Annotated in this window: 11 protein-coding genes and 1 pseudogene; 6 read left to right on the top strand and 6 right to left on the bottom strand. The window is 67.4% G+C overall.

Features of this window, described 5'->3' with window-relative positions:
• Positions 1-5 precede the first annotated feature (5 nt).
• The 3 genes from mobF to AB7E83_RS09550 all read right to left on the bottom strand — a co-directional run bounded on the left by mobF (position 6) and on the right by AB7E83_RS09550 (position 5,508).
• Entirely contained in the window at positions 6-2,876 is a 2,871-nt protein-coding gene (gene mobF, locus AB7E83_RS09560) for a MobF family relaxase (RefSeq protein WP_428568311.1), read from the bottom strand.
• Positions 2,877-2,948: 72 nt separating this feature from the next.
• Positions 2,949-4,247, bottom strand: coding sequence for a tyrosine-type recombinase/integrase (locus AB7E83_RS09555; protein WP_428568309.1), 1,299 nt, complete (start codon positions 4,245-4,247; stop codon positions 2,949-2,951).
• A 25-nt stretch (positions 4,248-4,272) separates the two neighbouring features.
• The gene (locus AB7E83_RS09550) at positions 4,273-5,508 is read right to left on the bottom strand and encodes a site-specific integrase (RefSeq protein WP_428568306.1); all 1,236 of its coding nucleotides are present in this window, start codon (positions 5,506-5,508) and stop codon (positions 4,273-4,275) included.
• 211 nt (positions 5,509-5,719) lie between these two features.
• Between AB7E83_RS09550 and AB7E83_RS09545 the strand changes: the two are divergent.
• The 4 genes and pseudogenes from AB7E83_RS09545 to AB7E83_RS09530 all read left to right on the top strand — a co-directional run.
• Positions 5,720-6,016 (top strand): annotated as a pseudogene (locus AB7E83_RS09545) (ribonuclease H family protein); the annotation flags it as partial.
• A gap of 261 nt (positions 6,017-6,277) precedes the next feature.
• Positions 6,278-6,664 (top strand): helix-turn-helix transcriptional regulator, encoded by a 387-nt coding sequence (locus AB7E83_RS09540; RefSeq protein WP_428568303.1) that lies wholly within the window; start codon positions 6,278-6,280, stop codon positions 6,662-6,664.
• 80 nt (positions 6,665-6,744) lie between these two features.
• The gene (locus tag AB7E83_RS09535; protein ID WP_428568300.1) at positions 6,745-7,014 is read left to right on the top strand and encodes a hypothetical protein; all 270 of its coding nucleotides are present in this window, start codon (positions 6,745-6,747) and stop codon (positions 7,012-7,014) included.
• Between the two features lie 53 nt (positions 7,015-7,067).
• Positions 7,068-7,445, top strand: coding sequence for a hypothetical protein (locus tag AB7E83_RS09530; protein ID WP_428568298.1), 378 nt, complete (start codon positions 7,068-7,070; stop codon positions 7,443-7,445).
• A gap of 842 nt (positions 7,446-8,287) precedes the next feature.
• Here the strand turns inward: AB7E83_RS09530 and AB7E83_RS09525 are convergent.
• From AB7E83_RS09525 to AB7E83_RS09515, 3 genes are all read right to left on the bottom strand, one after another.
• Positions 8,288-9,520 carry a hypothetical protein gene (locus AB7E83_RS09525; protein WP_428568296.1) on the bottom strand — a complete coding sequence of 411 codons (1,233 nt, stop codon included), beginning with the start codon at positions 9,518-9,520 and terminating at the stop codon, positions 8,288-8,290.
• Between the two features lie 156 nt (positions 9,521-9,676).
• Positions 9,677-10,291, bottom strand: a complete 615-nt coding sequence (locus AB7E83_RS09520) for a LexA family protein (protein ID WP_428568293.1) — start codon at positions 10,289-10,291, stop codon at positions 9,677-9,679.
• A 28-nt stretch (positions 10,292-10,319) separates the two neighbouring features.
• Positions 10,320-10,862, bottom strand: coding sequence for a hypothetical protein (locus AB7E83_RS09515; RefSeq protein ID WP_428568291.1), 543 nt, complete (start codon positions 10,860-10,862; stop codon positions 10,320-10,322).
• 172 nt (positions 10,863-11,034) lie between these two features.
• On the opposite strand from AB7E83_RS09515, the gene AB7E83_RS09510 reads away from it, so the two are divergent.
• Together AB7E83_RS09510 and AB7E83_RS09505 are read left to right on the top strand one after the other, a co-directional pair.
• Entirely contained in the window at positions 11,035-13,122 is a 2,088-nt protein-coding gene (locus AB7E83_RS09510) for a type IV secretion system DNA-binding domain-containing protein (RefSeq protein ID WP_428568288.1), read from the top strand.
• On the top strand, positions 13,119-13,544 hold the full coding sequence (locus AB7E83_RS09505) for a hypothetical protein (RefSeq protein ID WP_428568285.1): 426 nt from the start codon (positions 13,119-13,121) through the stop codon (positions 13,542-13,544). The genes AB7E83_RS09510 and AB7E83_RS09505 overlap by 4 nt, the downstream gene beginning before the upstream one ends.
• Positions 13,545-13,765: the final 221 nt, after the last annotated feature.

The following is a 13,765-nucleotide window of genomic DNA, read 5'->3' as shown; positions in this document are numbered from 1 at the left end:
CTCCTTCATCTGGTCATCTCCGGCTCTTTGTTCGCGCGGCGCGTGAAGCGGTCGAATAAAGCTCTCATCGCGGATACCGCTTTCGCGTGCCTTGCCTGTTCGCCCGGCGTCTCTGGCGCGTGATCGAGAGTCGTCCCCTTGGCCCTCGATCGGGTCATTCGCCTGGCAAGAGCCTCGATCGCGTCGGCGCGACGCTTCTTCGGTCCGCTCGCCTGGTGCGACTCGGGATCGACCAAGCCCAGCGCCAAGGCGTTGACGAACATCGTGGTGGCGAAGCGGGACCGACTCGCGGCCACGTAGGTCCATTGCCGATCCGTCATCGCAGGGTTGGCCAGGATGTAGGCGGCGTCGAAGGTGCGGCCTAGGGCTTTATGGTTCGTGAGGCAGTAGGCGAGGTCGAAGCGGCCGAAGCTCGCGGGGATCTGGACCTCGCGCTCCCCGCGCTCGTTTTCGTCGTCAAGCTCCACCGAGAGCAGCAATTCGAAGCCTTCGCGGGCGATTCGCTTGACCGTGCCGACGGCTCCGTTCACGACACCGAGCGGCCGCTCGTTCTGAGTGAAGACGACGCGGTCTCCCGGCGCGAAGCTCTTGGTCTCGCGGTTCTCGTCTCGATCGACGATCTCGATCTCCGCGCCGAGGCCGTCTTGGACGATCCCGGCCGCCACCAGGCGAGACCTGGCGAGTTCGTTGAGCCGCGCCACCTCGCCGCGGGTGCCGGCGACGATGGCCTTTGAGGGCAGGGCGGTGCGGTCGCGCTCCCAGGCGTCCACCAGCGCCTCCATCGCAGGCTCCAATCCCGAGGCGAACTGCAAGCGTCCCCGGGCGTCGAGTGACCGTAATGCGTCCTTCGCTTCTCCCTTGGCGAACTGCTCCACGACCTCGCGCATCCATTGGTGGTCGAAGCGCGAGCGCCATCTGGCGAACGCCTTGGCGAGCTTCGCGTCCTTGGCGCACACCGCCTCCATCGCCTGCATGCGCGCCTCCTCGGGCACCAGGCGCAGCGCCTGCGCCTGCGCCATCGTCAGCCCTCCATCGCGCTTCGTCGCGCGGCTTTCGAGCCACGCTAGCAGCGGCGCGAAGTCAGTGCGTTGCCGCTGGATCGCGGAGATCTCCGCTTTGCCGTGCTCGCGCATGAGAGAAGCGAAGATGCCGCCGGCGCCGATGGGTTGGAGCTGCTTGGGGTCCCCCACGCACACGAGCTTCGCGCCGGTCTTGGCCGCCTCCTCCTGCAAGGCCGCGAACTCGCTTGAACCCACCATGCCGGCCTCGTCGAGCACGACAACCGATTTGGCGGTGAGCTTCGCGCGCCCCTCGCGAAGCGACAGCAGCAGGCTTGCGATGGTGCGCGACGGGATGCCGGTCTCGCGCGCTAGGTTCTGCGAGGCTGCCGCCGACTGGCAGCAACCGAGAACCGCAAAGCCCGACTCTTTGTAGGCCTGGCCGAGAGCTCGCAACATGGTTGTCTTCCCGGTGCCGGCCCAACCCTCGACAAAGGCGTGCCGCCCGGTGCGCGAGCCCACGTGCAGGGCGGCGTCGCGCTGCTGCGCCAAGGACACGGGGACGCCCAGCTTTGCGGAGAGCTCGCGCTCCAAGGCCGCGAACTTGGCTTCGATCGCACTCGGAGCGAGTCGGTGGGCGCGGTCCGCCGCGCCTTGCGCCACCCTCCGGCTGATCGCGGTTTCCAGCTCCAAGGTCGCTTTGGACGTGAACACTTGGGTGAGGAGCTCCGAGCGTCCGAGGTGGACCACTTGGTCGAACGCCAGGAAGCGACCCAGCTCCGCCAAGCACTCGGCGGCGGATAGACGACCCATCGCCTTCTCGCAGATCAGGCACAGGGCCTCTTGGCTCGTGGCGCAAGACTGCGACTCCATGAGCTCAGCAAGGATCGCCGCGCGGTCGATCTCTACGGGCTCCGGAGCCGCGACCTCTCCCGCTCGCATGCTCAACACGGAAGCCGGCGTGATGCCAAGCTGAGCCGCCTGGAACTCGAAGAGCTCCAAGAGCTCGCGCAGGGGCGGCTCGCTCTTAACCGCGCGGCTGTTTAGGGCCGCGATCTCGCGGCCCGCCGCGTCGCCTCCAGCGTCGAAGCCCGCGCGCTGCATGTGCTCGGCAATCTGCTTGCTTCGGGTGGAGAGCGCCTCGCGCTGCTCCTCGGTGATTCCACGGATCGCGAAATAGGGGCCCGAGGCCTCGATGTCGAAGCCCATGGCGCGCAGCCTGTGGGCGAGCTCCACCCGAAACAGGATGCCCGTGGCCATCTTGCGTTCGAACTGCGGCCGGTGCTCTAAGGCCGACCACTCCTCGACGCCCTCGCGCTTGCCGACGTTGAACATGAACGCGTGAACGTGGAGCTGGGGGTCCAAGGCGCGGCTAGCGAAGTGCGTATAGCAGGCCGCCACCGCCGCTTCCGCCTTCTGCTTGACGCGTCCCGCGTGTCCATGCCGGGTGAGGGCGGCGTCCTCCGCGTAGTCCAGAGCGGTCTTGGCCGCCAGCCGTAGGGCTTCGAGGAGCCCATCGCGGGTCGCCTGGTCGGCTCCGGCAAAGACGGCGGAGAAGTCCTTGGGGGCGGAGAACGTCATGTCCAGACCCATGACGTGCCTGTCGCCCGCTCCCTTCACCAAGGACTCGCCCGTGACGGGGTGGAATCCGCGCGCCAACCGCTCGACGTGCTCTGCCTCGGCGATGTCGTCGAGACCCAGGAGTGCCGCTCCCCTGCACGCCCAGAAGGGCGGCGGCCCCTCGGCGCCTTCCCGCCTGGCGTAGTCGTCGAAGTCGGTCCGCTGTCGACGCGACGGCTCCCCCAGATAGTGCAGGTAGCCCTTGCCACCGGAGGCTGACTGGTTCGAAGCCGCGTTGATCTTGGCGATGGACAGCATGTGCGCGCTCTGAGACGGCGCGCCATCAAAGAGGAGGGCGCGGCGCGCCGAACGCGCCCTCCGAAAGTCAGATCACAGCCGGCGCGGCGGAAGCTTCGGAAACGCGGCGCGCGCCGCGGCCGCGTCGGCCGCGGACAGCGCCCCTTCGAGTTCCCGCTTCTCGAGCAGTGCTTCCATGTGCGCGACGATGCGCGCGCGCGCAGGGCTGCCCGGCTTGGTCGCCCTGAACGAATCGCGCAGCTGGGCGTAGGTCTCCACGAAAGCCCGCGCGCGCTCATGCGCCTCCGACTGCTCCGCCTCCCGGACCATCGAATATCGGCGGGCCGTCTTGCGGCTGCGGCCGAGCTCTCGCGCGATGTCGGCTACACCCATGTGAGAGCCCTCCAAGCGCCGCATTAGCCCTTCATGGCGCAAGTCGCCGAACCGCAAGTCTTCGATTCCGGCGTTCTTCATCGCCTCGCGCCAGCGCTTTTCGAAGGAATGCATCGAGGGGAGCCTGTGGAAGACCAGCGCGTTGTCCACGGCGCGGTCCTCTCCGAGCTCTTTCAATGTCGCTAGCGCCTTCTTCGACAGCGCGACTTCTCGAGCGTTGCCAGACTTCGACCTGGTAGCTGGCAAGCGCCAAACGCCTGCGGCTTCGTCGATTTCCGACCAAGACAGTCGCAGGGCTTCGTTGCGGCTCGCGCAGGTCTCGATCGCGAAGTCGACGACAAGCTGGCAGTGCCGCGCGGCGGTCTGGGGTGGCGCCTCGGCGGAGTCGGCGCAGTCAGCCAGCGCGGAGCGGACAAGAGCCTCTTCGCCCCCGCGCAGCCTGCGCTCCCTGATCTTGAAGCACTTGTCCGACTTTGGCAGATGCTCGTGGCCCAATCCGAGCTGCATGCGGGGAATGCCCAAAGCGTCCGCTTTCCTCGCGCAGGCCGTCTTGATCAGGCTCAGGCTGGCTGCGATGGACTCGCGCCCCAGCGTCCCGCCCTTGCGTCCGCCATCCTGAGGCCGCAGGAGGCGCTCGCAGAAGTCCCGGCACCAATCCGCGCTGAGCTCGAAGACGCGGGCGCCGCCGGCGCGCTTCTTTGCCAAGTGGGCGGCGTCTCGGGCCGCTTGGGTCCCAACGACTGCCGCGTGCCAGTCGAGCACCTCCCGAACAGTCAGCGCCCTCAGCGGCGCGGTGGCGGGATCTTTCAGGGCCGCTTTATAGGCCTCGTCTCTGGCGCGCAGCTTCTCGCGAGCCTGCGCTTCCTTGGCCAGTCTCAAGAACGTCTCGGCCTCGGGCATCGTCCGGAACGATTTGATGACCATGCGCTCACCGCATTTGACTTGGACCTGGTAGGCGCGCGGCGCTCCGTCGAAAGTCCTTCTGACTTGGATTCCCATTTTCTTTCTCCCTTGTTCTTGTTGTTCAGAGGCGCGCGGGCGCCGTCGCGCGCAGAGGAGCGCCGACAGCGCCGGACCCCGCGAAAATGTGCTGCTCGATCTCGGCGGCTTCCCTGCGCGCGTGGACCGCGTCCATGCGGCGCAGCACTTCGTCGGCTTGCGGGTTGAAGTAGCGCATCGTCATCTGCAAGGAGGCGTGCCCCGCCATCTGCAGCACCGCTCCGGGCAGCATCGCCCCCGTGTTGAGCATCCGAGTGATCGATTCGTGGCGCGTGTCGTGGAACACAAGCCCCGTCACCCCCGCCCTCTTCACCGCGTCGGCGAACGTCTTCGAGAAGGTGGCCGGGGTGGGCAGCAGATGGAAGACGCGATCGGTGCCCTGGGGACGCTCCTTCCATAGCTCGCGCAGGATCTGATCCGCCCTTTGGGTCAGGTAGATCGTCCGCGAACGGCCCTGCTTCGTCCTGTTGCCGGGCAACTGCCATTCGCGCGAGTCGAGCTCGATCTCGGACCAGCGCAGGTTGACGATCTCCGACTGCCTCGCGCAGGTTTCGAGGGCGAAGTCGAACGCCGCCACGTAGTGCTTGGCCTGCGGCTTGGGCTCGCCATAGATGCCCGGGGCGTTCACACGGAATTCCTTGGCGCCGATTCGCGAGAGCGCCTCGCGAATCCTGAACTCCTCGTCAGGGCGCACCCGGCGCGTGCGCCCATCGTTCCACGACTTCGAAAAGAACTTGTGGGTGAGGCCAAGGTCGGGGCACTCGACCTCGAGCTCGTCGGCGCGCCATTTGCACACGCGCGCGAACATCCGCATGTAGTGGTTGATGCTGCTTTCCTTGAGAAAAGTTTCGCGCCCTTGCGCCTTCGTCCTTTTCATGCGCGCCACGAACGCGCGGGTCCACTTCCGCGTGAGGTCGCAGACGCGCGTCTCCTGCCCCACGTGCCGCTTGATCGCGTGGCGCTTGCTCGCGATGTGCTTGTCCTCCGGGTTCGCCGCGTAGTAGCTGTCCACGATGTCGACGATGCGCTCGGAGACGAACGACGCGAGCTTGGCCGGGTTCTCCGTGAGCCCCGCGGACTTGCGCTTCCCTTTCCCGCCGTTCTTCGCCGCTTTGATCCCCGACATCGTGGCGCGCTCGAACTCGAGCGCGGCTTCGAGCGTCGAGAAGGTCCTCGACGCCGACTTCTCCCCTGGCACGCGCACTGTCGCCTGGAACGCGCGCGGCTTGCCCTCCCTGTCCTTCCTGACTGTGATCGCCATTTCCTCTTCTCCCTAATGCGGCGCTCATGTATGGGCTCGGCGCGCGCGCTTCTCCGACGCGGACAGGCGACTTTCGGTCGACCGTCCATCCCAAAACTGCAGCAGAAACTGCAGCAGGGCCCAAAACAGGCTTAGCGCGGGGGTCGGTTTCAGAGGAAGAAGAGGCCGACAAACGTTTTGGACTCACTTAAAGAGATGAGAGCTCTCAGGAGCGATTTGCGCCCTTGGGAACACGCCAGTCGGAGCCCGTGTCCAGCTATTGACCGACAGCCAATACGTCGTCAAAGGGATGACCGAATGGATCGGCGGATGGAAGCGCCGGGGCTGGAAGTCCTCGACCGGCGAGGCGGTCAAGAACAAGGAGCTCTGGGTGGCCCTCGACGCCCTCTGCAAAGACCGCTCCGTCGAGTGGAAATGGGTCAAAGGGCACGCGGGGCACGCCGGCAACGAGCTGGCTGACCAGCTGGCTAACGAGGCGGTCGCGGCCAGGCGCTCGACCCGGGGCTGAGCCCGCATCCCGGCGTCATCCCAAGCGCGGGCCTTTCGCTCCGAACTATTGACACCCAGGACCGAATCAACCCATTGCCCCGAGCGACTTTGCCGCGCGCACCGTCCTTGACTCCGCATCAGGCGCAATGCGCGCAAGCCCCGAAAATCCCGCTGCTGCAGTCTGCAGCAACCTGACGGACGGCGCGCCGAACGCGCCGAAAGCGCCACAAATGGCGGACCGCGAGCGTCGCGCCGGCCTTCACGGTCAGCCCATAAGGGCATGGAGCTGCCTGATTCCCACGCGACCATCGACCTCCACGACGAGACGCGCCGCCGTCTCGCCGCGCGCTACGGCATCTCGGGCGAATACGTCGGCGCCGCGATCGTCGCCCGCATCCTGGGGATCGGTCTCACGACGGTCTACGAGCAGGCCAAGGGGGGCCGCTTCGTGATTCCCCACCGGCTCGCCAACCGCAAACCCCTGTTCCTGCTCGACGACCTGGTCGCGTGGATGGTGGGAGAGCGCGCCAGCGCGCGACGGTTCCCCCCGGCCCCGCCGCCCAAGCTCTCGCAAGAGCATGCCCAAGTTTTCAAGCACGCTGACGCGGAAGCCGCCTTCCAGGAAGTGATGCGTCAGCGCGGAGTCGCTGTCTCGAAGCGTCGCTGAGCTGGCGTGAGCACCTCGACCCACGCCTCGGGTCCAGAGCATGGAGTCAAGCCGGACGGCCGCGCTGCTAGCATCGCGCGATGGACAAAGACGCCGCCTCGATCGCGGATTGCGTGAATCGCTGCAAGCAAGCGCTCGGTGGCCGCTCGACCGCGCAGCTATGGGAGATCTTCGCGGATATTCACGGGACGACCCCTTCTCAAGCTCAGGCGGAGCACCCGAACAAGCTGCGCGCGTGGCTCCTGTCGGAAATTTGCCACCACATCTGCGACGAGACTTACTCGAAGGGTGGCGCGGCGAGCGTGCCGCCGGGCGATCCGGCGCTCGACCTGGACCCGCCCGCGCCTTGACGCGTTGACTCGAGCCGCTCTCTTTGCTTCGATGAGGCGAGGGAGCAGCAACGATGAACACTGACTTCGCAACCGCCTCGGCGGGAGATATCGCGTCAGCCTTCGAGGATCACTTGAACATTCGATCGGTCGATGCGGCCGAGCGGGCCGACGCGATCGCCGCCGCGCGCGCGGCCGCCGCGCTGTGGTGCTTCTTGCGAGACGACGGCCAGCTGGAACCCACCGCTGCCTCTTTGGTCCACTTCGCCAGGTTCGGCGGACCATCGAGCGTGCGCCACCACTTGCAGCGTCGCGACATCCCCAAGGGCCTGATCGAAGCCGCGCGGCGCGCGTTCGTCTCGGAGCCCGGAGCCGCGAAGCGGGCCGCCGCTTGGGACGACCGCCTGCACGGCAGCTTCTTCGCTCCATTCGCGCTTGGCGGCGAAGGCTGAGCGCTCCTGCCCGATCGGCAGCATGCCGCGCGCGCTTGGAGAAGCGGCAAGGCGTCGCTAGCGCGCCCCGCAGAGGTCAACGGTGATGCCGTGATCGATTGACACCGACCCCCTCGAGCGAGAGAACGTCCACCAAGGGCGACGACGCGGTCTCGCCCTCTTGAACGGAGGCCTCCTTGGGCGCAATCGCAGACCTGGCGCGGAAGCTCGATGATCTGAATCCGGAGGCCACAGGCGCCGCGCTGGCCGTCCTGGGCGTGGTCAGCCTTTCGATTGTGATAGCCACCACTTTGCTAGCGCCAGCGAGCGAAAGCCCGCGCTCCACGCCGGCTTGTTCTTGCCAAGATGGAGATCAATGCGCGCCTGGCGTTTCCGGGCGAGTCTGATCGCTCGCCGAAGCGCGTTCCAAAGCGCGACTGAGGCGCCGGCGCGCGTGCCCTCTTGTCCTCAACCGCGTCCCCTTTTCTCCTCAACCGCGTCCCCTTTTCTCTTCATGGGGCGAAAAGCGCGTGTCCTCTTGTCCTCAAGCGCGTTCCCTTTTGTCCTCGAACGCGACCTTCTTATAGATTCAAGACAAGAAAAAGAAGATGCGCGGCTGCGCCGCGCGGGCCCCGCGGGGACGGGCCGGCCCGCCCGCCCCGCGACCTGATTCGAGACCCGGTGGGCCGCTGTCGCGGCAGGCCGCCGCGCGACGCCGCGTCGGCCATTCGCGCGCGATGTCGCGCGCGTGCTCCCAGAGGAGAAATCCAGTCCGTGAGGACAAGAGGGGACGCGCTTGCAACAGGTTATGCTTGCCGACGGCCTGCGCAAGCAGGCGAAAAGTCGGAGCACAACAACTTAGCCTAGAGCACGACTCCGCCGACGCCCCGGGCTTGCTTCTTGGCCGTCGCGCGCTCTTGCCTGCGCCCTTCGCGGGCCTGCTTCCTGGCAGCCGCGGCGTCGCGCTTGGCCTGCGCCTTGCGCTCCTCCTCCGCAGGCCAAGTGAACTCGGCCTTCTCGTCCCCCTTGCGCATCGAAACGGTCCAGAACGCCCACTCCCTGCCGATCCGCCCGAGCTGGTGGCTCGCCAGCACGGAAGGGCAGCTCCGCATCAATTCGGTCAGGGCGTCGTCGAGGTTGGCGGGGAAGTGGGTGTCGTGCGGATCGGCGCCGCAGAGCTCCGCGAGACGACCGAGCTCGAAGTCCCACTTCGATGCCGGCGCGTGGGTCGACAAGAAGTCGTGGAGCCACTTGGCGAGGCGCGAACTCAGCGACTCGCGCCTCGCCACGTCGATTCGAAACTGCTTGTCCTCGCGGAGCGCCGTCAGCAGGTCCGGGTCGAGGGTCGCCATCCAACAACCCGGCGCTTTTCGCAAGGACTTCAACAGGCGGGCCGATCCGCGCGCGCCGCCAGGCAGCTCATAGATGATCTCGGCCTGCGCGAGGCGCTTGAGGCTCGCCACGATGCGATTGGTCTCCTTGCCTCCCGTGGATCGTTTCAGCGCCGCCGCCACGCCTCGCGCGGAAAGCCTGATCTCCACGCCCGCGCCGCGCTGCTTCGCCGTGGCCAGGACGACCTCCCACACGCGCTTGTCGTCCATCGTGAGCTTGGGGCCGGTGTAGACGAGCTGTCGCTCCTTCTCCAAGCACGCGAGCTCCACGGCCTTGAACACCTGGCCTCCATCGATCCCCACTCGGAACAGCCCGCCGCGGCTGGCGAGCGCGGGAAATCGATCCAGCTTGTCCGCGACTGGGAGAGGGATGGGCTCCGCGGCGTCGCTCGCCCTCTCGCTTGTCCGCGCGAGGCTTGGCGGAACCCCGGCCGGCTGGGAACTCTGCGGGGGAGCGGCTGGCGGCGTGGCCGCGACCGCGCTCGCGGCCGGGGTCGGAGCGGCTGGGCAAGGCGCGGCGAGGGGCGCGACGCCAGCCGGGATCGGGCCGCGCGCGTCGACGGCCTCGGGCTTCGAGCTTATCTCAGGACATGCGGCGCCCGCGTCCGCCCAAGGAGGCTCAATAGCTTCCTCGTCCAGATCGTCGGACCAGCCGACGGCGTAGGGCGCGGCTGGGGCCTTCGGGAGGTGGCTGGGATTGCTCATGGCTTCGATTGCTGTTCGTTAATCAGGCCACTACAACTCTCAAGCCTGCGAAGGCTTGTCAATAGATCGCGAAGCGGGCGCGCTAAAAAAGGCGAAGCTCCGCCGCGCTTCGGCGCGAAACGACGCCTTGCGCTCTTCGCTATTTCGTCTTGCGCGTCAAAGGGTTCCGGCTCGCCCCACCACCACTCCATGGATCGTGAGCGTTGCAGGGTCGTCGACGGGAATCGGAGCGTAGTCGGGATGCGCGGACATCAGGCTCGCCTTGCCGCCCTCGATCCGCAGTCGCTTCACGACCTGGCCTTGGCCAGCTAGGTGCGCGAGCACGATGTCGCCGTCTTTGGCGCGCGTCTTCACGTTCACCAAGATCAGGTCGCCGTCGTTGATGCCCTCGTCGCGCATCGACCAGCCGCTCACGCGGGCCCATATCGTGTCCTCCGGCGTCGCGCCCCCGAGCACGTCCAGAAGCGAGGCCTGGCGCCGCGGCCCATTGCCGTCGGCCCAAGCCGGGTGACCCGCGGCCACCGCCTCTGCGAACAACGGCAATGGCTTGATCACCTCCGGCAGCATCCGCGCCTCTCGCTCGATCTGATCGGCGAACCGCGCCGCCATGACCCGTCCGAGGCGGCGCATGGCCGCGATCTCGTGGTCCGGATCGATTCCCTCGTCGATCAGCTCTTGGCGCAGCTCCTCCTCCGTCATTTTGCTGATCTCATCCCAGAGCGGGTCGTTCCACCGTCCTGAGCCCGCCGCGTTCTTCTTGTCGCTTGCCATCTCTCCTCCTCCTTGGTCCTCATTCGTCTCAGTGCATCTGCGCGAGCTTCAAGCGCCGCGAGATCCGCTTTCTGGCCGCCTCGTAGGCATGCTGGTCCATGTTCAGCGCCTCGCGAATCTCCGCCGGAGAGAGCCCCGCCGCGATGCCGCTTAGGACCTTTTGCGCCGCCTCGTCGCCCGCGAGCTTCTGGCGCAACGCGTCGACCACTTTCTGCGTCATCGCCACTTGTTGCAACGCGATCGCCTCGTGCTCCGCGCTCGGAGCGCATTCGACCGCGTCCATCTCCGCGACGAAGTCGTCGAAGTCCACCCGCACTCGGCCGCGGTGGGACCTCTCGGCCGACGCGATGCTGCGCATGGCGTTGCCCAGGAACACCGAGAAGGGCACGCCCTGAGCCCAGTTGCGACGCCCGTCGAGGGTTCGAATGAGCGCCTCGTGCATCAAGTCCATGGGCTCGGAGTAGTTGGTGCCGTCGAGCAGGCTCTTGGCCATCCTGCGCAGGATCAGAAGGTCGTTCTCGCTCATGCCGCTCCACGCGGCGATCACTTGGGCTGAGTTTGCGTGCGCCATCGCGCTCCCCATTGTTTGGTGGTCTCCCGGGCGGAGTCCGCCCATCACAGGCATTGGCCGAGGACCGAGTGGCTTTGGACGCGGGCGCTGACGGGCGGCCGCGCGCGCGCCAGCCGTCGGAGGCCGCGTCCTAAAGGCGCTTTTCACCGGCCCACCTGTGAGGGGGTGACGCATGAGCGAACAAACGATTTACGACTGGGGGCAGGCTCCGCCGGGCCCACCGTCCACGCGGCGCGTCGACCCCCTCAGCTGGGTGGTCCTGAGCCTTGCGGGAGGTTTGGTCGCGGGCGGCCTGGCGTTGATGCTCCTGTGGCGCCCGATTCCCGGACTTCCGGCCCCGCCTGGGGCGCTCGCCATCCACGCCGAGCACTGGGCCAAGCTCGCGGCGCGCGTGGTCGTGTCCGGGTGGTTCCCCAAGGAGGCTCAGGCCTACGCCAAGTTCTGGGGCGAGTGCTTGGACGCTGAGAAGCTCGCCATCGCGTGGCGCTTGGCCGTGGCGCTGCTGGCGGCCTGCGTTCCCGGCATTGTCTTAGCCAGTTCGCTGCTGCGCCCCCGCGACGGATTGATCCACCTACGCGGGTCGCGACGCTTCGAAGGCGCCGCCGCTGTGGCGGAGCTCAGGCGCCGCCTGGCCGCGCGCGCGAAGCGCCGGCCAGACCACGAGATCGCTCCGGGTGTTCCGTATCCGGCCGATCTCTGGACGCGGCATGTGCTGGTCGTGGGAGGCGTGGGCTCCGGCAAGAGCACCGCTATGAAGCCGCTGATCGACAAGGTCGTCGCCTCGGGCGAGCAGATGATGCTGTTCGACCCCAAAAGCGAGTTCACGATCGGCTGGGCCGCGCCCGCGATCGTGGCTCCGTGGGACGCCAGGAGCCTGGTGTGGGATCTCGCGCGGGACATGCGCAACACGCTGGACATGCGCCGCTTCGCCGCCGCGATGATCCGCGAGAGCCAGGACCCGATGTGGTCGAACGCGTCGCGCCAGCTCCTGGTGGGGCTGATGATCCACCTGAGGGCCACGCGCGGCAGCGACTGGGGCTGGCGCGAGCTGGCGGAGCTGGTGGCGCTCCCTCAGGGACAGCTTCGGCCCATCATGGAGCGCCACCATCCCGAGGCGCTGCGCGCGGTGGAGAAGGCGTCGGTCACCACCGCCGGCATCCTGATCAACTTATCGAGCTTTTGCTCCTCGATCTTCGACCTCGCGCGCGCCTGGGGCGACGCTCCGGCTCATCGGCGCGTGAGCTTCGTCGAGTGGACCACCGGCAAGTCAAAGCATCCGCAGATCATCCTTCAAGGGCATGGCGCGTATGGCGAGCTCACAAAGAGCTATGTCGAAGGAATCGTCGGCATCGTCTCGGCGATGGTCAACAGCGTCGAGATGCGCGACGACCCGAAGCGCAAGATTTGGTTCATCGCCGACGAGTTCGCGCAGCTTGGCAAGGTGCCCGTGCGCGCGCTCTTCGAGGTGGGGCGTTCCCGGGGCGTCAGGTGCGTGGTGGCCACGCAAGACCTGGCGCAGCTCGAAGAGATCCACGGCGCGCAGATGGTGAAGGCCATGGTGGCCATGTGCGGGACGCTGCTGGTGGGCCAGATGATGCAGGGCGACACCGCCGAGGCGCTCTGCAAGACGTTCGGCACGCGCGAGGTGGAGCGCGCGAACCTCTCGTCCTCCTATCAGGGGACGGGCGGGAGCTCCAACCGGTCGAGCACTCTTTCGTTCAACCGCGACGAGATCGCCCTCTACAAGCCCTCCGAGCTCGCGAGCCGGCTGGGGCTTACCCACGACGGCAAGGGCGTGAAGCTGATTCTCTTCACGGGCGGCGACGCGTTCGAACTCGTGTGGCCGCATTTCGAACTTCGAGAGGAGAGGGAAGGGCACGCGCCCGCGGCTTGGACGCTGGCGGATGCGTTCGACAGCGGCCCGGACGCCGCGGCGGCCGACGCCGCCACGCATGCCGAGCGGCTGGCGACCCTCGAGGAGGCCGCGCGCGAACACGCTGGCGAGCCGGAGGAGGCGGCGCAACCGTCAGGCGAGGCGATCGTCGTCCACAGCCGCGCGGACGCGCCGGAGGACGAGGCGCTGCCAGACTCCGACGCGTCCGAGCTCGACGACGCCGCGGAGGCGGAGATCGCGGGCCATCTTGCGGCGGGTGGTGACTTAGCCTTGCACGCGGCCACCGCGATCGAGCTGGCGTCGGATCCACGGCCTGGACCGCGGGAGGACGTGTTCGTCAGGGCCAAGCCGAGGAGCCGGCCATGACGCGCGAAGCAGCGGTCAGCAAGATGTTCGAGCAGGCCATCGCCTCGTCAAAGCGGCGCGACGATTGGGCCGCCACCGTTCGCAACTTCGATCATGCGGTCGACGGCGTGGCGTGCAACCTGCACTTCAAGGTGCAGCTCATATGGCAGCGGACGTCGACCGCGGCGCGCATCAGCGGCGAGTGCTTCGTGTTCCTCAGCTCGCCGGGAGAGGGCGACCTGGTCGGCGGCTGCGGCTGGGTCCACTTCGGGGTGTCCGAGGCGGGCGCGCGAGGCGCCTGGCGCCTCTTCGAGATGGCATTCGACGAGGCGGTCGCCGAGCTCCGAAGCAAGCCCGAATTCGCCGCCAGATCCGAAAGCGTGGCGCTGGGCTTCGCCTGCCGCGCCGCCACGTCTTCTCCGACTCGGCCCGCGCGACTCTGAGGGCGCGCGCAGCCGCCGATCGATGTCCCACTTGCGTCAGGGTTCATGGCGCGAGAAAAGGTGGAGAGGAGGCGGCCATGATCAAACGAAAGATAGGCAGGTGGGAAGCGCTTTGTGGCGCGACGCATCCTTTCCTCACCGAGGCGGACCAGGCGCTGCCTGCGTTGACCACGCTCTCCGGAGCGGGCCAGTCCCAGGTGGACGTTTGGCTCTCTCAACCG

Origin of the sequence: Ramlibacter sp., from assembly GCF_050250995.1 — a bacterium.
Classification (GTDB): domain Bacteria; phylum Pseudomonadota; class Gammaproteobacteria; order Burkholderiales; family Burkholderiaceae_C; genus Ramlibacter.
Note: the sequence above shows the minus strand (reverse complement) of the source record. Positions and strands in the feature narration are given on the sequence as shown.

What these genes read in the sequence shown, in the direction of transcription:
- AB7E83_RS09505 (WP_428568285.1), top strand. Translation starts at nt 13,119, where the DNA reads ATGACGCGCGAAGCAGCGGTCAGCAAGATGTTCGAGCAGGCCATCGCC.
- AB7E83_RS09555 (WP_428568309.1), bottom strand. Translation starts at nt 4,247, where the DNA reads ATGGGAATCCAAGTCAGAAGGACTTTCGACGGAGCGCCGCGCGCCTAC.
- AB7E83_RS09510 (WP_428568288.1), top strand. Translation starts at nt 11,035, where the DNA reads ATGAGCGAACAAACGATTTACGACTGGGGGCAGGCTCCGCCGGGCCCA.
- AB7E83_RS09515 (WP_428568291.1), bottom strand. Translation starts at nt 10,862, where the DNA reads ATGGCGCACGCAAACTCAGCCCAAGTGATCGCCGCGTGGAGCGGCATG.
- AB7E83_RS09525 (WP_428568296.1), bottom strand. Translation starts at nt 9,520, where the DNA reads ATGAGCAATCCCAGCCACCTCCCGAAGGCCCCAGCCGCGCCCTACGCC.
- AB7E83_RS09550 (WP_428568306.1), bottom strand. Translation starts at nt 5,508, where the DNA reads ATGGCGATCACAGTCAGGAAGGACAGGGAGGGCAAGCCGCGCGCGTTC.
- AB7E83_RS09540 (WP_428568303.1), top strand. Translation starts at nt 6,278, where the DNA reads ATGGAGCTGCCTGATTCCCACGCGACCATCGACCTCCACGACGAGACG.
- AB7E83_RS09530 (WP_428568298.1), top strand. Translation starts at nt 7,068, where the DNA reads ATGAACACTGACTTCGCAACCGCCTCGGCGGGAGATATCGCGTCAGCC.
- AB7E83_RS09520 (WP_428568293.1), bottom strand. Translation starts at nt 10,291, where the DNA reads ATGGCAAGCGACAAGAAGAACGCGGCGGGCTCAGGACGGTGGAACGAC.
- mobF (WP_428568311.1), bottom strand. Translation starts at nt 2,876, where the DNA reads ATGCTGTCCATCGCCAAGATCAACGCGGCTTCGAACCAGTCAGCCTCC.
- AB7E83_RS09535 (WP_428568300.1), top strand. Translation starts at nt 6,745, where the DNA reads ATGGACAAAGACGCCGCCTCGATCGCGGATTGCGTGAATCGCTGCAAG.